Here is a 19,564-nt window from a genome sequence, read left to right as displayed (position 1 = left end):
GCCATGCGCTACAGCCTCAAGGCCCTGGGTAGGCAGGGCGTGGTGCAGTTGCAGATCGACGCCGAGGACGCCGACCAGGCCCGCCGCCAGGCCGAAGAACAAGGCCTGCGTGTGCTCAGCCTGCGCGGCGGCGGTACCTTACGGGGCATGGCCTGGCGGCGTGAGGCGGCGTTCGACCTGGTGCTGTTCAGCCAGGAACTGTCGACCCTGCTCAATGCCGGCCTGCCGTTGATCGATGCCTTGGAGAGCCTGGCAGAGAAGGCGCCTGCTTCGGCAGCGCGCAAAGTGCTGGCCGGGCTGGTACGCCAACTCTACGAAGGCCGCTCGCTATCCCAGGCCTTGGGCCAGCAACCGCGGGTGTTCCCGCCGCTGTACGTGGCACTGGTGCAGTCCAGCGAGCGCACCGGGGCGCTGGGGGATGCCCTCGCCCGCTACATCAGCTATCGCCAGCGCCTGGACCTGGTGCGGCAGAAGCTGGTGGGCGCTTCGGTGTACCCCTTGCTGCTGTTGCTGGTAGGGGGTGGCGTGGTGCTGTTCCTGCTTGGCTACGTGGTGCCGCGGTTCAGCCAGGTATTCGAAGGCATGGGCACCGAGCTGCCCTGGTTGTCCCGGGTGCTGATGCAGATCGGCCTGTTCCTGCATGCCGAGCAGTTGTCCCTGGCGCTGGCCACTATCGCCGGCGTGACGGCGCTGTGGCTGCTGTGCCGCCACCGACGGGTACGACACTGGGCATCCTGCCAGCTACGACGCCTGCCGGCCCTGCACCAGCGCCTGATGATGTACGAACTGGCGCGCTTCTACCGCTCGCTGGGTATCCTGCTGCAAGGTGGCATTCCCATCCTTATCGCCATGGGCATGGCCCGTGGCCTGTTAAGCAGCGCGGCAGCACAGGGCCTGGAACAGGCCAGCCAGCGGGTCGGCGAAGGCCTGCCGCTGTCGGATGCGCTGGAAGCCGGCCACCTGGTCACGCCGGTGTCGTTGCGCTTGCTGCGGGCCGGCGAGCAGTCCGGCAACCTCGGTGTGATGCTCGAGCGCTGCGCCGACTTCCACGACCAGGAAATCGGCCGCTGGGTGGAATGGTTCGTCAAACTATTCGAACCATTGCTGATGACGTTCATCGGCCTGCTGATCGGCCTGATCGTGATCCTGATGTACATGCCGATCTTCGAACTGGCTTCAAGCATTCACTGAGACACAAGGCCCAAGCTTTCGCGTGACGTGGTGCCCGCACAGGCGGTGCCTTGCGCCCAATCCATGGCCGCCATCGATAGTTGATCCCCACTTATCATTCAGCGTGATATTAACCTTCGTCCCGTTCGATTCGTGCCTTTCGCGCAACACACTCACACTCCGCCCACTACTCATACATTGGCGGAGTTCTCCATGGAACAATCACTCAAACCTTTGCGCTTCCCCCTCGCTGCCCTGGCAGTGGTGGTGATCAGCGCGTGCGGTCGAACCCCCGACGCCGTGCAGGCTCCCGCCGCGCCCAAGGTAAGTGTGGCCAAGGTGATCGAGCAACCGATCACCGAATGGGACGAGTTCACCGGTCGCCTCGAAGCCCCGGAAACCGTCGAAGTGCGCCCGCGGGTCTCTGGCCAGATCGATCAGGTCGCCTTCACCGAAGGCGCGCAGGTCAAAAAAGGCGACCTGCTGTTCCAGATCGACCCCCGTCCGTTCCAGGCTGAAGTCCGTCGCCTTGAAGCCCAGTTGCAACAGGCCAAGGCCACCGCCATTCGCAGCGCCAACGAAGCGCGTCGTGGCGAGCGCCTGCGTGACAGCAACGCCATTTCCGCCGAACTGGCCGAATCACGCAGCAGCGCCGCCGCCGAAGCCCGTGCCGGGGTCGATGCAATCCAGGCCCAGCTCGACCTGGCGCGCCTGAACCTCAGTTTCACCCGCGTCACCGCGCCCATCAGCGGCCGTGTCAGCCGCGCCGAGTTCACCGCCGGCAACATCGTCACCGCCGATGTCACCCCGCTGACTAGTGTGGTGTCCACCGACAAAGTCTATGCCTACTTCGACGCCGACGAGCGCGTCTACCTCAAGTACACCCAGCTGGCCCGTGAAGGCCAGCGTAGCCAGAGCACCCCGGTATACCTGGGCCTCACCAACGAAAGCGGCAACCCGCACCTGGGCCAGATGAACTTCGTCGACAACCAGGTTAACCCGCGCACCGGCACCATCCGCGGCCGTGCGGTATTCGACAACAGCGACGGCCAGTTCACCCCGGGCCTGTATGCGCGCCTGAAGCTGGTCGGCAGCGCCCAGTACGACGCCATGCTGATCAACGACGAAGCCGTGGGCACCGACCTTGGCAAGAAGTTCGTGCTGGTCATGGACAAGGACAACAAAGCCACCTACCGCGCCGTGGAACTGGGGCCGAAGCTGGAAGGCCTGCGCATCGTGCGCAGCGGCCTGGGCAAGGACGACCGCATCGTGGTCAAGGGCCTGCAGCGCGTGCGCCCTGGTTCGCCGGTCACCCCGGAAGAAACACAGATGGCCAGCGAACAAACCCTCGCTGCCCTCGCCCAACAGCGTCAGGCCCTGGAAGCCAGCAACCCGGCGCCGAAGGTGGCGGGCAATAACGTGAAAGTCGCCAGCGCCCAGGCGCCACGCGGTTAAGGGACTCTACCGATGAACTTCTCGAAATTCTTCATTACCCGGCCGATCTTCGCCGCGGTGCTGTCGCTGGTGCTGCTGATCGCGGGTTCTATCTCGCTGTTCCAGCTGCCGATCAGCGAATACCCCGAAGTGGTGCCACCCACCGTGGTGGTGCGCGCCAACTTCCCCGGCGCCAACCCCAAGGTCATCGGCGAAACCGTCGCCGCGCCGCTGGAGCAGGCCATTACCGGTGTGGAGAACATGCTGTACATGTCCTCCCAGTCCACTGCGGACGGCAAGCTGACGCTGACCATCACTTTCGCCCTGGGTACCGACCTGGACAACGCCCAGGTGCAGGTGCAGAACCGCGTTACCCGTACCCAGCCCAAGCTGCCCGAAGAAGTGACCCGTATCGGTATCACCGTCGACAAGGCCTCTCCTGATCTGACCATGGTCGTGCACCTGACCTCGCCGGACAATCGCTACGACATGCTCTATCTGTCCAACTACGCCATCCTCAACATCAAGGACGAGCTGGCGCGTCTGGGCGGCGTAGGCGACGTGCAGCTGTTTGGCATGGGCGACTACTCGCTGCGCGTCTGGCTGGACCCGAACAAGACCGCTTCGCGCAACCTCACAGCCAGTGATGTGGTTGCTGCAATCCGTGAGCAGAACCGCCAGGTGGCCGCTGGCCAGCTGGGCGCGCCACCTGCCCCAGGTTCGACCAGCTTCCAACTGTCGATCAATACCCAAGGCCGTCTGGTCAACGAGGAAGAGTTCGAGAACATCATCATCCGCGCCGGTGCAGATGGCGAGATCACCCGCCTCAAAGACATCGCCCGGGTCGAGCTCGGCTCCAGCCAGTACGCCCTGCGCTCGCTGCTGAACAACCAGCCGGCGGTGGCCATCCCGATTTTCCAGCGCCCAGGCTCCAACGCCATCGAGATCTCCGACGAAGTGCGGGCGAAAATGGCCGAGCTGAAAAAGGACTTCCCGGAAGGGATGGACTACAGCATCGTCTATGACCCGACCATCTTCGTGCGCGGCTCCATCGAAGCGGTGGTGCACACCCTGTTCGAAGCCCTGGTGCTGGTGGTGCTGGTAGTGATCCTGTTCCTGCAGACCTGGCGCGCCTCGATCATCCCGCTGCTGGCGGTGCCGGTCTCGCTGATCGGTACCTTCGCGGTCATGCACCTGTTCGGTTTTTCACTCAACGCGCTGTCGTTATTCGGGTTGGTGCTCGCCATCGGTATCGTGGTGGACGATGCCATCGTCGTGGTGGAGAACGTCGAACGTAATATCGGGCTGGGCCTGAAGCCGCTGGAAGCCACGCAAAAGGCCATGAGCGAAGTGACCGGGCCGATCATCGCCACCGCCCTGGTGCTGTGCGCGGTGTTCGTACCTGCAGCGTTCATTTCCGGCCTGACCGGGCAGTTCTACAAGCAGTTTGCCCTGACCATCGCCATTTCGACAGTCATTTCGGCGTTCAACTCGCTGACCCTGTCGCCAGCCTTGGCCGCAGTGCTGCTCAAGGACCATCACGCACCCAAGGACCGTTTCTCGCGGTTCCTCGACAAGCTGCTGGGCAGCTGGCTGTTCTCCCCATTCAACCGTTTCTTCGACCGGGCCAGCCACAGCTACGTCGGTGGCGTGCGCCGCGTCATCCGTTCCAGCGGCATCGCCCTGTTCGTGTATGCCGGCCTGATGGGCCTGACCTACCTCGGCTTCTCGTCCACGCCGACCGGTTTCGTGCCAGCCCAGGACAAGCAGTACCTGGTGGCCTTCGCCCAACTGCCGGATGCGGCCAGCCTCGACCGTACCGAAGCGGTGATCAAGCGCATGAGCGAAATCGCCCTCAAGCAGCCTGGCGTGGCCGACTCGGTAGCCTTCCCGGGACTGTCGATCAACGGTTTCACCAACAGCCCCAACAGCGGCATCGTGTTCACCCCGCTCAAGCCATTCGATGAGCGCAAGGACCCGAGCCAGTCGGCGGCCGCCATCGCAGCCGCGCTGAATGCTCAGTTCGCCGACATCCAGGACGCCTACATCGCGATCTTCCCGCCGCCGCCGGTACAGGGCCTGGGCACGATTGGCGGCTTCCGTCTGCAAATCGAAGACCGTGGCAACCTGGGTTACGAAGCGCTGTACAAGGAAACCCAGAACATCATCGCCAAGAGCCACAACGTCCCAGAACTGGCAGGCCTGTTCACCAGCTACCAGGTCAACGTGCCACAAGTCGATGCCGCCATCGACCGGGAAAAGGCCAAGACTCACGGGGTGGCGATCACCGACATCTTCGACACCCTGCAGGTTTACCTGGGCTCACTGTACACCAACGACTTCAACCGCTTTGGCCGCACTTACCAGGTCAACGTCCAGGCTGAGCAGCAGTTCCGCCTTGATGCCGAGCAGATCGGCCAACTGAAGGTGCGCAACAACCTTGGCGAGATGATCCCGCTGGCGACCTTCCTCAAGGTCAGCGACACCTCCGGGCCGGACCGGGTCATGCACTACAACGGCTTCATCACTGCCGAGATCAACGGCGCTGCCGCCCCGGGCTACAGCTCTGGTCAGGCGGAAGCTGCGATCGAGAAGCTGCTGAAAGAGGAACTGCCCAACGGCATGACCTTCGAGTGGACCGATCTGACCTACCAGCAGATCCTCTCAGGCAATACCGCATTGCTGGTGTTCCCGCTGTGCGTGCTGCTGGCATTCCTGGTGCTGGCCGCCCAGTACGAAAGCTGGAGCCTGCCGCTGGCGGTGATCCTGATCGTGCCGATGACCCTGCTGTCGGCCATCACCGGTGTGATCGTATCGGGTGGTGACAACAACATCTTCACCCAGATCGGCCTGATCGTACTGGTGGGCCTGGCGTGCAAGAACGCGATCCTGATTGTCGAGTTCGCCAAGGACGAACAGGCCAAGGGCCTCGATCCGCTGGCTGCGGTGCTGGAAGCCTGCCGCCTGCGTCTGCGACCGATCCTGATGACCTCGATAGCCTTCATCATGGGTGTTGTGCCTTTGGTGTTCAGCTCCGGTGCAGGTTCGGAAATGCGCCATGCCATGGGTGTGGCGGTGTTCTCGGGGATGATCGGCGTAACGGTGTTCGGCCTGTTCCTGACCCCGGTGTTCTTCTTCCTGATCCGCCGTTTCGTCGAGCGTCGCCAGGCCCGCAAGGCCGAACACGCTCAAGTGCTGGAGAACCACGCATGAACCTGCTCAAACCCTTGACCCCAAGTCTGCTGGCACTGGCCCTGGCGGCTTGTGCGGTAGGCCCGGACTATCAGGCGCCAGCCACCGAACCTGCACAACTGGGCAACGATGTGCAGGCCAAGGCCTACGACCGTAGCCGCTTCGAGAGCCTGTGGTGGAAGCAGTTCGACGACCCCGTGCTGAACCAGCTGGTGCAGGCTTCGCTGGACGGCAACCGTGACTTGCGCGTGGCCTTCGCCCGCCTGAAGTCGGCCCGTTCGATCCGCGAAGACGCCGAGAACGACCCGTTCCCGGTGGTCACCAGCCGTGCCAGCAGCGATCTCGGCAAAGGCCAGATCCCCGGCCAGACCACGCAGCGGGTAAACAGCGAGCGCTACGACCTGGGCCTGGACATGGCCTGGGAACTTGACCTGTTCGGCCGCATCCAGCGCCAGATCGAAGCCAGCGAAGCCCAGGAAGCGGTAGCCGCGGCCGATCTGCAACAGTTGCAGGTCAGCCTGATCGCCGAACTGGTCGATGCCTACGGGCAACTACGCGGTGCCCAGCTGCGCGAGAAGATCGCCCTGGCCAACCTGAAGACCCAGGAGGAATCACGCACCATCACCGAAACCCTGCGCGAGGCGGGCGTTGGCAATGACCTCGACGTGGTGCGCGCCGATGCGCGCCTGGCCGGGGTCGAAGCCACCGTGCCGCAACTGCAAGCCGAACAGGCACGGGCGCGGCATCGCATCGCCACCCTGCTCGGCCAGCGCCCTGACGCGCTCAGTGTCGACCTGTCGCCCAAAGCCCTGCCGGCCATCGCCAAGGCGCTGCCGGTCGGTGACCCGGGTGAACTGCTGCGCCGCCGCCCTGACATCCGCAGCGCCGAGCGCCAGCTGGCGGCCGCCACCGCCAACGTTGGCGTGGCCACCGCCGACCTGTTCCCCCGCGTCAGCCTTAGTGGCTTCCTCGGCTTTACCGCCGCCCGCGGCTCGCAGATCGGTTCTTCGGCGGCCAACGCCTGGGCACTGGGCCCGAGCATTACCTGGGCGGCCTTCGACCTGGGCAGCGTGCGGGCCCGCCTGCGCGGCGCCAAGGCCGATGCCGAAGGGGCTCTGGCCAACTACGAACAGCAGGTGCTGCTGGCGCTGGAAGAGTCGGCCAACGCCTTCAGCGATTACGACAAGACCCAGCAGCGCCTGCTGTCGCTGATGCGCCAGAGCGACGCCAGCCGCAAGGCTGCAGAACTGGCCTCGATTCGATATCGCGAGGGCACTGTGGACTACCTGGTACTGCTCGATGCCGAACGTGAGCGGCTAAGCGCTGAAGATGCACAAGCTCAGGGTGAAGTCGACCTGTACCGCGGCATCGTCTCGATCTACAAGGCCCTGGGTGGTGGCTGGCAACCGCAGACCGTGGCCAGCGCACACTGACACACCTCGTTTCAACGACTCCTTTGGTTGGCTCCTCCCCCAACCGTTTGCCCCGCAGGCCATGGTCTGCGGGGCTTTTTTATGTTTGCTGTTGTATTTAGCACACTGCGCAGTGTGCCCGGTTCGGTTGCATTTACCCCCCGGCTGGCCCAAGCTCTGCCCTTCCCGCCGCCACGGATCGTCCGATGCCCAGACGCAACCGCTACCTGATCGCCCTGCTGTTGTCGATTCTGGTATCGGCGCTGTTCGGTTACCTGTGGCGCGACGCCCCGCCAATACCGCCGACCTTGCCAGCACACAGCTACGCCAAGGCGCTGCGCCAAGCCCACGACGGCCAGCCCGGTGCCGCACGGGTGCTGTACCAGCAATTGCAACGTGATGACCTGCCTGCGATCCGCCGTGCGGCGCTCTACGCCGAGTTGCCCAACTACCCCTCGCCGCTGGCATTGAAACTGGCCCGCCAGGACCTGGAACATGCCGAGCCGCTGGTGCGTCGAGCGGCCATTGCCAGTATCCGCCGCCTGTTACCGCCAGCACAGCGCAGCCTGGTACTCGGCCCGCTGCTGGACGACGGTGAGCAAAGCGTGCGTTTTGCCGCCGTGGACGCCTTGCTGGGGCTTGAACCCGACGCCATCGGCCTCTATTTCGGCCCCCTGCAGTCAGCCCTGGAGGACTACCAGCAAGCCCTGGAGCAACAGCCTGAAGATGCCGACGCCCAAGTGCACCTGGCGCGCCTGTACCTGCACGAAAACGACTACACGCACGCCGCTGAGGCCTTGCAACGTGCGCTTGCGGTTGCCCCCGGCCACCTCGATGCCCTGGCGACTCAGGTACGCCTGCTGGAGCGCCAGGGCCACCACGACGCCTCCCGCGAGGTGCTGGGCAAAGCCCTGGCGCTGAGCCCCGACTCGGCCTTTCTGCAGTATGAGCTAGGGCTTTGGCTGAAGCGCCACGAACAGCGCGAGTATGCCTTGCTGGCCTTGTCCCGCGCCGTGGAACTGGACCCGGACAACGCCGACTACCGCTATACGCTGGCGGTCACCCTGCATGACCTGGACCAGTTTGACGCCGCCCAGAAGCAACTGGAAGCCGTGCTCAATCGCCAGCCAGCCAATCGCCGGGCGCGGGTGCTGCTGATCCAGTACTGGAAAGAGTCCGGCCAACTGCAGAACGTGCAAGTATCGCTAGCCGAACTGGAGCGCCAGAACCCGGACGACCCTGCGCTGCAACAGGGCCTGTAGGCAATACCTGGATTCAGTTGAACCCTGAGCCCATGCCAGGGTCCAGTGGGTATCAGGCCACCCTGAAGGAGAGTCGTTTTGGCCAGTTCGTTGGCGCTGGATGAACGTGCCTTGATCCTCGCACCGCCACAACTGGCGGCCGACACCTCACGTCTGCTGACTTGCGCCGGCATCAACAGCCTCTGCGCGGACGACCTGGCCAACCTGCAGGTGTGTCTGGCCGAGGGCGCAGGCTTGGCGATCATTGCCGAGCAGGTGTTCAGCCAAGGCCCAAGCGCCTCGCTGCAGGCCTTCATCGACCAGCAACCGAGCTGGTCGGATTTGCCCATCGTGCTGCTGACCCAGAGCGCATGGTCGGCCGCGGGCGTGAGTCATCATCCGGTGGGCAATCTTCTATGGCTGGCCGCGCCCTACGAGAATGCCCAGTTACTGCACATGACCCGGTCTGCGCTGCGCAACCGCCGGCGACAGTACGTCATACGTGACCAGCTCTCTGGTATGCAGCAGCGCCTGGACAGCCTGCCTTCAACGCCGGAAGAAGCGCAGGACCGCAATGAACTCGCCCGCTGCCACGCACGCAAGATGGAGGCCATCGGCCAACTGGCCGGCGGCGTCGCCCATGATTTCAACAACCTGCTCACCAGCATCAGCGGCAGCTTTGAACTCATCCAACGGCGCCTGCGCCCAGACTGCGGCGACGGACTGGATGGCGTTCTGCGCATGGGCCGCGAGGCCGTTTCACGCGCTGCCCGCCTGACCCACCGCCTGCTTGCCTTCTCCTCCCGCCAATCGCTGCACAGCCAACGTATCGAGCTGCCTACCTTGCTCACGGCAGAGCGCCTGGAAGCTTGCCTGGGCCCGTCGATAACCCTGCAAGTGCACGCCCCCAAAGACCTGTGGCCTGTGGAGGCCGATGACCAGCAATTGCAGGAAGCGCTCGGCAACCTGCTGCTCAATGCCAGCGAGGCCATGCCCAACGGTGGCCTGCTGCGCATCGAGGCGGACAATTATCACATCGCCACCGAGCAATTCGCTGACGGCGCTTTGCGCACTGGCGACTATGTGCGCCTGCGAATCATCGACAGCGGCCAAGGCATGGCGCCAAGCACACTGGAGCGCGCCTTCGAACCGTTCTTCAGCACCAAGGCGACCGGCCAGGGCATTGGCCTGGGGTTGTCGATGGTGTACGGCTTCAGCAAGCAGTCCCATGGCCATATCACCCTCAGCAGCGAGATTGGCCGGGGAACCCAGGTGGAGCTGTATTTGCCACGCCATGTCGACCTGGCCCTGCCATCCAGCGAGCCTGTGCCGCCCAGGCAACGTGGCTGCAGCCACCACGTGCTGATTGTCGAGGACGATCCCCATGTGCGCCAACTGCTCTGCCAGGCGTTGTGCGAAAACGGCTTCCCCTGCCAAAGCGCAGCCGACGCCAACGAGGGACTGAAGGTGCTGCGCTCGGCACAACCGGTGGATTTGCTGATCAGCGATGTGGGCTTGCCCGGCATGAACGGCCGGCAATTGGCAGAAATTGCCCGCAACCTGCGCCCACGCTTACCGGTGCTGTTCATTACCGGTTACGCGGAAACGGCCATGGCCCGCGAAGGCTTCCTGGGCGCAGGCATGCACCTGATCTGCAAGCCGTTCGAGTTGCAGCAGTTGCAGGCTCGAGTGACACAGATTCTAGGCAAACCTTGAAGCGCCTTACGCATCGAGCATGCGTAGCGCCTCATCGGCAAGATGCGCCAGCGAAAACGGCTTGTTCAACAATGCCGTGCCCGGCTGTTCGAGCAATTGCGGTTCAATGGACTGATCCGCATAACCGGTGATGAACAGAATCTTCTGTTGTGCAAGTTGCATGCGCATGGCCTTGGCCACTTGTCGGCCACTGAAGCCACCCGGCAAACCGATATCGGTGATGACCAGATCGAAAGGGCCGCCATGGCGAAAGCGCTCCAATGCGCTGTTGGCATCGCCCACATCCGTGACGTCAAAACCACGCTCAGTCAGGTATTCGCGCATGACCGCACGCAGATCAAGCTCGTCATCCACCAGCAGCAGGCGCTCGCCGTGTGCCATGCGCTGCAAAAACGGTACCGGCGCGGGCTCATCCGGAACCGGCTCATGGCACCTGGGGAAAAGCATGGAAACCTTGGTGCCCTGCTCCGGCACCGACTCGATCCAGGCATACCCGCCCGACTGACGGACGAAGCCATACACCATCGAGAGGCCAAGCCCGGCCCCACGCCCGAGAGGTTTGGTTGTGAAAAACGGTTCGAAAGCCCTGGCGATATCCGCCGCTGCCATGCCATGGCCATCATCCTCGACATGCAAGGCCACATAGTCGCCTGGCGGCAAGCCACCTTCATCCGGGAAAAAGGTGGTCAGCCGTTCGTTGACGCTGCTGATGGTGACATTGCCCTGTTCCAGGCATGCTTCACGGGCATTGGCACACAAGTGGATCAAGGCATTTTCCAGCTGGGGTAAGTCCAGGCTCACTGCCCAAGGTGCAACGTCCAGTTGCCAGTGCAACCGCATCTCCGCCCCCAGCGCCCGCAGCAAAACGGGTTCGCTCAGGCGTAACTGCCGATTGAAGTCCAGTGGCCGAGGGGCCAAGGGCTGATGGCGGGAAAATGCGATCAACCGATGGGTAAGGTCCATGGCACGCTGCACCGAGTCGCGCGCAACGTCCACGTAGGCCTCCACACGCTCCAGCCGCCCCTCCTGCAGGCGCCGCTGCAACAGTTCGAGGCTGCCACCGATACCGGACAGCAAGTTGTTCATTTCATGGCCCATGCCGCCCGCCAACTGGCCAACCACCTCCATACGCTCACTGTTGTGCATCAGCGCCTCTGCCTGACGCGCAGCCTCTTCACGGTCTGCGGTGATGTCGCGGCCAACCGCAGTCAGCAGGCTGCCGTCAAACCTCGCGCTCCAGCGAAACCAGTGGTAGTGACCATCGCGATGTCGCAGGCGAACCTCCAATTGCTCCGCGTGGCTGCATTGCAGCAGCCCGGACACTGCCAATCGCACTTCAGCACGCTCTGTCGGGTGCACCAGCTCCATCACCGACATCGCCTGCACCTGCTCTTGTGTCCAGCCCAGAATGCGGTACCAGGCCGGGTTGGCAGCATGCAGTTTCAATTCAGGGGTGAGCATCATCATCGCTTCGCGCGACAGCAACCAGAACTGCTCTCGCTCGGCCACATGCTGCGCAACCTGGCGTTCAAAGCTCTGTACCTGATCACGCCAATGGCGGTGTGCCTCGACGCTGGCCGTGGTCTCGATCACCGTATGCAGAAACCCCGCCACGTTCCCGAGTTCATCGTGCAGGGGGGCATAACCGAATGCGCACCATAGCGGTTCGGCACCTTCACTGCGGGCGATCCGCAGGGGTGGATCTTCGACAAAATTCGAGTGGCCTTCCAGTGCCTTGAACACCCAGGGCCCCACTGCAGGCCAGATATCACGCCACAGGGTATCGAACGCCATGCCCAGCGCATCCGGTAATGCCCGCAACGCCCGGTAGCCATCGTTATGCACTACACACAGGTCGGGGCCCCAGACCACCGCACACGGGAAGGGTGACAAATGCATCATGTCCACGGCAATGCGCAACGAAGCAGGCCAGCGCGACAATGGCCCAAGCGAGGTACGCCACCAGTCAAACTGGGCTATCCGCTCCCCCATCGGCTCGATCAATGGCAAAACTGGCGACTGCAGAATGACCTGCGGCGCAGGATCGCGTGGCGTACCGTTTGCGACCAATATCGTAACTCCAGCAATGCTCAGGGTTGACCACAGCGCCGCCAAGCCTTGCATGCTCGCCCGTGGATTTGTTCAACTTAGCACAGCACGTCGCGCACACCATGGCGTACTTGCAGGTGGCAGCTATGCTATTTAGGTTTTCCCTCGGGCCAGGGAGCACCGGCCCATTCAGGTTGCCGACGGGAGCAGGGTCATGAGCAAGAAAATTCTGGTGGTGCTGACCAATACAGCGAAGTATCCAACCCTCAAACGGGCGACCGGGTTGTGGCTGGGTGAGGCCGTACACTTCGTCGAGAAAGTCGAAAAGGCCGGCTGCACGGTCGATTATGTCAGCCCACAGGGTGGCTACGTTCCCGTCGACCCGCACAGCCTGCAACTGGCTCCTGACCTGGACTGGCAGTGGTACGACGACAAGCGCTTCATGTCGCGCCTTGGCAGTACCTTGACCCCGGGGCTGGTGAAGGCCGACGAATACAGCGTCATCTATTACACCGGCGGGCATGGGGTGATGTACGACTTTGCAGACAATCAGCCGCTGCAGGAACTGGCGCGCAAAGTCTATGAGAAAGGTGGCATTGTTACAGCAGTCTGTCACGGCGTTGTCGGCCTGCTGAACATCAAGCTGAGTAACAACTGCCTGCTCCTCAAAGGCCGCAAGGTGACCGGCTTTTCCAATATAGAGGAGAAACTGGTCGAACTGGACGACGTAGTGCCTTTCTTGACGGAGAACGAATTGGTGGCTCGCGGCGGTGAATACAGCAAACATGATGAGCCGTGGAAGCCGTTCGTGGTCGACGATGATCGGCTGATCACCGGGCAGAACCCCGCCTCCACTGCCTTGCTAGCCGACGCCGTGCTCAAAAAGCTTAACGGCAGTTAGCTACATCAAGGCGCTCGATTTCCTACCCCTTCAACTGCCGCCGGCCTACAGCAGGCCGGACAGTAAATACATAGGCTCAGGGCTCAGCTGTTCACCACGAACAGTTTCAGAGCGGAGAACTATTAGCCTATGTCGAAAATCATGCACGCAGGGCGCAGCATGGTGGAGCTGCTGCTGCTCATTGCAGTGGCGCTGGTGCCTGTGGTTTCCGGTTTGCTGGTGATGGCTTTCCAGCTGGAAGCGAAACTTGCGGAAAACGCCAATATTTCCGTTCAGGAAGCGGTTTTCAGTGTCGATAATGCGCTGGACAGAATGCACGAGACGGCCCTGCGCACCCTGCCATTTGCTGGGGAATCTTGCGATAACGTCAAAAGTGCCTTGCAGGACCTGGTCGCCATCCGTTCCATGGTCCGGTCGCTGACCTTGCTCAAAGACAATCAACCCTACTGCAGCACGGTTTCAGGTTCGTTGGAGCATCATTCATCATTCGCCTCGTCCGGCCAGCGGGTCGCACTGTCCTATGGCCCTCCTGATACGCGCCAGAAGCTGCTGGTCGACTTTCACCAGAAGGGCAAAAGCAACAGCGTCATCGTGACCGCCTATGACATGCAGATTCGCAACGAACTGGACGGCTTTCTGGATGGGCTGATACTGCTGGTCGAGTTTGGCGACCGCTACATATGGAGCAATGGGGACAGTCGTGACCTTGAGCGCCCTTCACAGTCCGAATTCTTTACCAGCGCAATGTCGGCCAAGTATGGATACACGGTCAAAGGCGGCTACCCAGAGGGCTTCACCGCTCAGGAAATCCGCCAGTCGGTGCTGCAGATTGCCCCCTCGCTGATGCTGGTGGGGATCGTGACCGGCTCGATCGTCTACCTGGCACTGTTCAGGGCACGTGCCAACAGGCGGGGTACCGCCGCCGAACGAACATGACGACGACGGTACTTCAAGGGCGGTCAGTCTGTGCTCAGCACGCCGCGGCGTACCTGGTCACGCTCGATGGATTCGAACAGTGCCTTGAAGTTGCCTTCACCGAAGCCATCGTCACCTTTACGCTGGATGAACTCGAAGAAGACCGGGCCAAGCAGCGTTTCCGAGAAAATTTGCAGCAGTAGGCGCTTGTCTTCAGGCTGCGAGGCGCCATCTAGCAAAATGCCACGCGCTTGCAACTGATCGACCGGCTCACCATGGCCAGGCAAGCGCTCTTCCAGCATTTCGTAGTAGGTTTGCGGTGGCGCGGTCATGAAGCGCATGCCCAGCCCCTTCAGTGCATCCCAGGTCTTGAGCAGGTCATCGGTCAGGAAGGCCACGTGCTGGATACCTTCACCGTTGAACTGCATCAGGAATTCTTCGATCTGCCCCGCGCCCTTGGACGACTCTTCGTTGAGCGGGATGCGGATCATGCCATCAGGAGCAGTCATGGCCTTGGAGGTCAGGCCGGTGTATTCGCCCTTGATATCGAAGTAGCGGATTTCACGGAAGTTGAACAGCTTCTCGTAGAACCCGGCCCAATAGGCCATGCGCCCGCGGTAGACGTTATGGGTGAGGTGGTCGATGATTTTCAGGCCAGCACCTACCGGGTTGCGATCCACCCCTTCGATGAAGTTGAAGTCGATGTCGTAGATCGAGCTGCCTTCCTCGAAGCGATCGATCAGGTAGAGCGGTGCGCCCCCGATACCCTTGATCGCCGGCAGGCGCAGTTCCATCGGGCCGGTTTCGATTTCTACCGGCTGGGCGCCCAGTTCCAGGGCGCGGGCATAAGCCTCATGAGCATTGCGCACGCGAAAGGCCATCCCACATACCGACGGGCCGTGTTCAGCGGCGAAGTACGAGGCGATGCTTTTGGGTTCATTGTTGAGGATCAGGTTGATGCCACCCTGGCGATACAGGTGCACATCCTTGGAGCGGTGGGTGGCCACTTTGGTGAAACCCAGTATCTGGAATACAGGCTCCAGTACGCCAGGGGTCGGCGAAGCCAGTTCAATGAACTCAAAGCCCATCAGGCCCATTGGATTGTCGAAGATATCAGCCATGTTCGTGTCCTCATCTGCTGCGAAAATTAGAGATTGCGTAGGATGTGGAACAGATACGGCGGTGAGCACGGGATACCGCGCACGCTGCGGGCGAGGAAGTCACCTATGATCAGCTTGAACCCATGGTATGTCATATGGACCCATTCTCGGCGGGCTTGGTCCTTCGGAAGTAAAGGACCTTATTGTTGTATTCGTAAATCGATTCTACATTGCGTAAAAAGGTTTGTCGCGTTTTAGTTGCTCGTACGCGGCGACAAACGGCTATCCTCACGTTTTATTTCAGGATAGCCAGATCAGCATGCCCCTTACCGTCAAACGCCGCGCCGCACTCAGCTGGCGCACGCTCTTGCCTTGGTTCGTCGGCGTGCTGCCGGTCATGTGCGGCCTGGCCGTGATGAATTGGCAGGTTGAGCGTGAAATGCAGGCCAGCAGCCACGCCACCACCCGCCAGGCGTTGGAGCACATCGAACACATCCTCGACAACCTGTCCCGTGCCGCCAATTCGCTACTTCCACTGACTGACCGTTCATGCGAGCAGTCCCAGCTTATGCTGCGGGCCCAGGTCACCCGCAATGCCTTCGTGCGCTCGACCAACCTTTTCAAGCACAACAACCTTTACTGCACCTCACTGTTTGGCGAGTTCGAAGAACCCGTCAATCCTGGCGATTACGTCGACGGCAAGTTATGGCTGATGGACGGCAACTCGGTTACGCCAGGCCACCCGCTGCTGGTCTACCGTGCCAGCGACGGCGACCATGGTGCAATCTCCACGGTGGATGGCGACCACCTGCTAACAGCACTGCGCCTGATCGGCCCCGATGAAGAACTGCAAATCCGCGTGGGCGATGCCTGGATGGGTAAGGACGGCGTGGTCCACAAAGGCGTCTCCCCTGCCGCCCCCAGCGCCAACGTGCTGATAGGCTCGACGCGTTACCCTTTCAGCGTGCAGGGAGGCTACAGTGCTGACAAGCAAGGCCAACTGTTGCGCAACCGATACCCAGGCCTGCTCAGTCTGTTGCTGGTACTGGGCGCCCTGGCAGCGCTGGTATGCCGCTGGCAGATTCGCCGCGCCACCTCACCGCGTGCCGAACTGGACCGTGCCCTGCAGGCCGATGAATTCCTGCCGTATTTTCAGCCTGTGGTGCGCAAGGGCGATTACCGCTGGGCCGGTGCAGAGGTGCTGATGCGCTGGCACCACCCACGAGAAGGCCTGGTTCGCCCCGACCTGTTCATCCCCTATGCCGAACACAGCGGGCAGATTGTCGCCATGACCCGCGCGCTGTTGACACATACCGCGCAAAGCCTGGCGCCCTATGCCGGGATGCTGGAAGACGGCTTCCATATTGGCGTCAACATCACCGCTGACCACTGCCGCGATCTCAGCCTGCTCGATGACTGCCGCACGTTCCTGCAGCACTTTCCGCCCGGCCGGGTGGTGCTGACCCTGGAACTGACAGAGCGCAAGCTGATCGAGCCCACGCCGGTCACCCTTGAGTTGTTCGAAAAGCTGCACGCCATGGGCGTGATGATTGCCCTCGACGACTTTGGCACCGGCCAGTCGAGCCTCAACTACCTGCGGCAGTTCAAGGTTGACTACCTGAAGATCGACCAGAGCTTTGTTGCCATGATTGGCGCCGATGCGCTGTCAGTACACATTCTTGAGACCATTATCGAGCTGTCGGGCAAGCTGGACCTAGGCATCGTCGCCGAGGGTGTGGAAACTGACCTGCAGCGCGACTACCTGGCCGCGCACGGGGTGGACTTCCAGCAGGGTTACCTGTTCGCCAGGCCCATGCCAGCCGCCCAGTTCCTCGAAGCCCTGGCCACTCGCCCGGGCGCAACGCAGTTGCCGCAAGGCGTGCCCCCTGAGATCATGCGCGGCTGATCAACCCGCTCAATTCCCGTATTCGAGGCATTCGTGTCAAAAGGCATTGTTTCATCCGTCATGGCGTCCTGCCTGTTCGCTGTGATGTACTTCTATACCTCCCTGCTCAAGCCACTCGATGGCGAAGAGATCTTTGGCTGGCGTACCCTGCTGACACTGCCCTGCCTCACCTTGTTCATGCTTGTCTCGAAAGACTGGAAGCGGGTGGGCGAACTGATGGGCCGGGTAAAACGCACACCGGTGCTGTTGCTCGGCATGGTCGGCACTTCCTGGCTGATGGGGGTGCAACTGTGGCTGTTTCTCTGGGCGCCCCTGCATGGGCGCAGCCTGGAAGTGTCGATGGGTTACTTCCTGCTGCCACTGGCCATGGTCCTGACCGGGCGGCTGGTCTATGGCGAGCGCCTGTCACGCCTGCAAACGGTAGCCGTGGCCTGCGCCGCACTGGGCGTGGGCCACGAGCTGTACCAAAATGGCAGTTTTGCCTGGGAAACCCTGCTGGTAACGATGGGCTACCCGGTGTACTTCGTGCTGCGCCGACGTTGCCGTACCGACCATCTGGGCGGCTTGTGGTGCGACATGTGCCTGCTGCTGCCGTGGGCGCTGTACTTCGTGATCCAGAGCCCACTTTCCAGCGCCGACCTGCACGCACACCCCGGGCTGTATGTGTTGGTCCCGATCCTTGGCGCGATCAGCGCTTCGGCGCTTATCGCCTACGTACTGGCCAGCCGGATGCTGCCATTCAGCCTGTTCGGCCTGCTCAGCTACGTCGAGCCCGTGCTGCTGGTGGGAGTGGCGTTGCTGCTGGGCGAAACCATCGGCCCGGATCAGTGGCTGACCTACCTGCCAATCTGGGCCGCGGTATTGGTGCTGGTGCTTGAGGGCTTCAAGCACCTGCTGCGTCAGCGTCGCCGTTCGGTGTGAGCCGGACCTGCCGTACCCGTCGCTCTTCAACCGCCTCCACGGTCAGCATCCAGCCATTCCAGGCGAGCCGGTCACCGACCATCGGCAGGCGGTCGAGCAAGCTCATCACCAGGCCCGCAAGGGTCTGGTAATCCTCGGTAGCACGGGCACTGAACCCAGTACGCGCCTGCACCTGGCTGAGGTTCAGTGCACCACTGACCACAAAACCTTCTCCCTCCTGAATGATGCCCGGGCCTTCAACTTCGCTGGCATCCGGCAGCTCACCGGCAATCGACTCAAGGATGTCGGTCATGGTCAACAGCCCGGTGAAGTCACCGAACTCGTTGACCACAAAGGCAATGTGGGTCGACTGACCGCGCATTTGCTCCAGGGCATTGAGAATGCTGAAGCTCTCCAGCAGGTTCAACGGCGCCCGGGCCAGGCTTTCCAGGTCAGGCTGGCTACCCGAGAGCAGTTCTTTCAGCAGTTCCTTCTTGTGCACAAAGCCCAGGGGCTCGTCCACGCGACCATCGCGGATCAGCGGCAGGCGCGAGTACGGCGAATTGGCCAGGGCCTGGGCAATGGCGTCGGCCGGTTGCGCCAGGTCGATCACATCAACCTCGGCACGGGCAGTCATCACCGTACGAATCGGCCGCTCGGCCAGGTTCAGCACGCCGCTGATCATGACCCGCTCACGGCGGTCGAAAAGCACCTGTTCCCCGCCGCCCTCGACCAGATCGGCAATGTCCTCGCCGACCTCGTCAGCCTCGACCCGGCGGCCGCCCAGCAAGCGAAGCACGGCATGGGCAGTCCGTTCGCGCAACGGCCGATGCTGTTGCAAGCTGCGCTTGCGGCGGGCACGGGCCAGTTGGTTGAACAGCTCGATCAGGATCGAGAAACCGATGGCCGCGTACAGGTAGCCTTTCGGGATATGGAAGCCCAGGCCTTCGGCGGTGAGGCTGAAACCGATCATCATCAGGAAGCCCAGGCACAGCATGATTACCGTAGGGTGGGCATTGACGAAGCGGGTCAGCGGCTTGCTGGCAACGATCATGATACCGATCGAGAAGATCACCGCGATCATCATCACGGACAACTCTTCGACCATGCCGACCGCCGTGATCACGGCATCCAGCGAGAATACCGCGTCCAGTACCACGATCTGGGCAACGATCGGCCAGAACGCGGCATGACGCAGCGTGCCACTGGCCTGGGTAACGTGACCTTCCAGGCGTTCATGCAGCTCCATGGTGGCCTTGAACAGCAGGAACACACCACCGAACAGCATGATCAGGTCACGGCCAGAGAAGCTCTTGCCGAACACGTCGAACAGCGGTGCGGTCAGGGTGACCATCCACGAAATGCTGGCCAGCAGGCCCAGGCGCATGATGAGCGCCAGGCTCAGGCCAATGACCCGCGCGCGGTCGCGCTGATGGGGCGGCAACTTGTCGGCGAGGATGGCGATGAATACCAGGTTGTCGATACCCAGCACCAGCTCGAGGACGATAAGCGTCAACAGGCCTAGCCAGGCCGTGGGGTCGGCTAGCCATTCCATTAGCAGGTACTCACGAGGGACACGTCACAAGGACGGGTGAAGGATGGCCAGAAAGGCCGAAGACTGGGGGGCT

General features: G+C 62.1%; 13 protein-coding genes. 10 read left to right on the top strand and 3 right to left on the bottom strand.

Annotation, left to right across the window (positions count from 1 at the left end; genetic code table 11):
- The first annotated feature begins 3 nt into the window (after positions 1-3).
- From LVS58_RS09645 to LVS58_RS09620, 6 genes are all read left to right on the top strand, one after another.
- Entirely contained in the window at positions 4-1,191 is a 1,188-nt protein-coding gene (locus LVS58_RS09645; RefSeq protein WP_233690875.1) for a type II secretion system F family protein, read from the top strand.
- Between the two features lie 192 nt (positions 1,192-1,383).
- Entirely contained in the window at positions 1,384-2,625 is a 1,242-nt protein-coding gene (gene mexE / locus LVS58_RS09640) for a multidrug efflux RND transporter periplasmic adaptor subunit MexE (RefSeq protein WP_104961573.1), read from the top strand.
- 12 nt (positions 2,626-2,637) lie between these two features.
- Positions 2,638-5,817 (top strand): efflux RND transporter permease subunit, encoded by a 3,180-nt coding sequence (locus LVS58_RS09635; protein WP_003253849.1) that lies wholly within the window; start codon positions 2,638-2,640, stop codon positions 5,815-5,817.
- On the top strand, positions 5,814-7,229 hold the full coding sequence (locus LVS58_RS09630) for an efflux transporter outer membrane subunit (protein ID WP_233690874.1): 1,416 nt from the start codon (positions 5,814-5,816) through the stop codon (positions 7,227-7,229). Before LVS58_RS09635 ends, LVS58_RS09630 begins: the two co-directional genes overlap by 4 nt.
- 185 nt (positions 7,230-7,414) lie before the next feature.
- A complete protein-coding gene (locus tag LVS58_RS09625; protein ID WP_233690873.1) occupies positions 7,415-8,470 on the top strand; it encodes a tetratricopeptide repeat protein in 1,056 nt (351 codons plus the stop codon).
- Positions 8,471-8,548: 78 nt separating this feature from the next.
- Positions 8,549-10,165 (top strand): response regulator, encoded by a 1,617-nt coding sequence (locus LVS58_RS09620; RefSeq protein ID WP_233690872.1) that lies wholly within the window; start codon positions 8,549-8,551, stop codon positions 10,163-10,165.
- Between the two features lie 6 nt (positions 10,166-10,171).
- Here the strand turns inward: LVS58_RS09620 and LVS58_RS09615 are convergent, their stop codons facing one another.
- Positions 10,172-12,289: a hybrid sensor histidine kinase/response regulator gene (locus LVS58_RS09615; protein WP_233690871.1), complete on the bottom strand. Its 2,118-nt coding sequence runs from the start codon at positions 12,287-12,289 to the stop codon at positions 10,172-10,174.
- A 139-nt stretch (positions 12,290-12,428) separates the two neighbouring features.
- Between LVS58_RS09615 and LVS58_RS09610 the strand changes: the two genes are divergently transcribed.
- Positions 12,429-13,115 carry a type 1 glutamine amidotransferase domain-containing protein gene (locus LVS58_RS09610; RefSeq protein WP_233690870.1) on the top strand — a complete coding sequence of 229 codons (687 nt, stop codon included), beginning with the start codon at positions 12,429-12,431 and terminating at the stop codon, positions 13,113-13,115.
- Positions 13,116-13,244: 129 nt separating this feature from the next.
- Positions 13,245-14,051, top strand: a complete 807-nt coding sequence (locus LVS58_RS09605) for a CSS-motif domain-containing protein (RefSeq protein WP_233690869.1) — start codon at positions 13,245-13,247, stop codon at positions 14,049-14,051.
- 23 nt (positions 14,052-14,074) lie between these two features.
- On the opposite strand, the gene hppD is transcribed toward LVS58_RS09605, so the two are convergent.
- Entirely contained in the window at positions 14,075-15,151 is a 1,077-nt protein-coding gene (gene hppD, locus LVS58_RS09600) for a 4-hydroxyphenylpyruvate dioxygenase (protein WP_003253865.1), read from the bottom strand.
- A gap of 298 nt (positions 15,152-15,449) precedes the next feature.
- Here hppD and LVS58_RS09595 point away from each other — a divergent pair, with 298 nt between their 5' ends.
- Positions 15,450-17,036 (top strand): EAL domain-containing protein, encoded by a 1,587-nt coding sequence (locus tag LVS58_RS09595; protein WP_233690868.1) that lies wholly within the window; start codon positions 15,450-15,452, stop codon positions 17,034-17,036.
- Between the two features lie 33 nt (positions 17,037-17,069).
- Positions 17,070-17,957, top strand: a complete 888-nt coding sequence (gene rarD / locus LVS58_RS09590; protein ID WP_233690867.1) for an EamA family transporter RarD — start codon at positions 17,070-17,072, stop codon at positions 17,955-17,957.
- Here the strand turns inward: rarD and LVS58_RS09585 are convergent.
- Positions 17,920-19,491, bottom strand: a complete 1,572-nt coding sequence (locus LVS58_RS09585) for a TerC family protein (protein WP_233690866.1) — start codon at positions 19,489-19,491, stop codon at positions 17,920-17,922. The genes rarD and LVS58_RS09585 overlap by 38 nt on opposite strands.
- Positions 19,492-19,564: the final 73 nt, after the last annotated feature.

The sequence above is a fragment of the Pseudomonas sp. JR33AA genome (assembly GCF_021378985.1).
GTDB lineage: Bacteria > Pseudomonadota > Gammaproteobacteria > Pseudomonadales > Pseudomonadaceae > Aquipseudomonas > Aquipseudomonas alloputida.
This window is presented reverse-complemented; position numbering and strand designations above follow the sequence as displayed.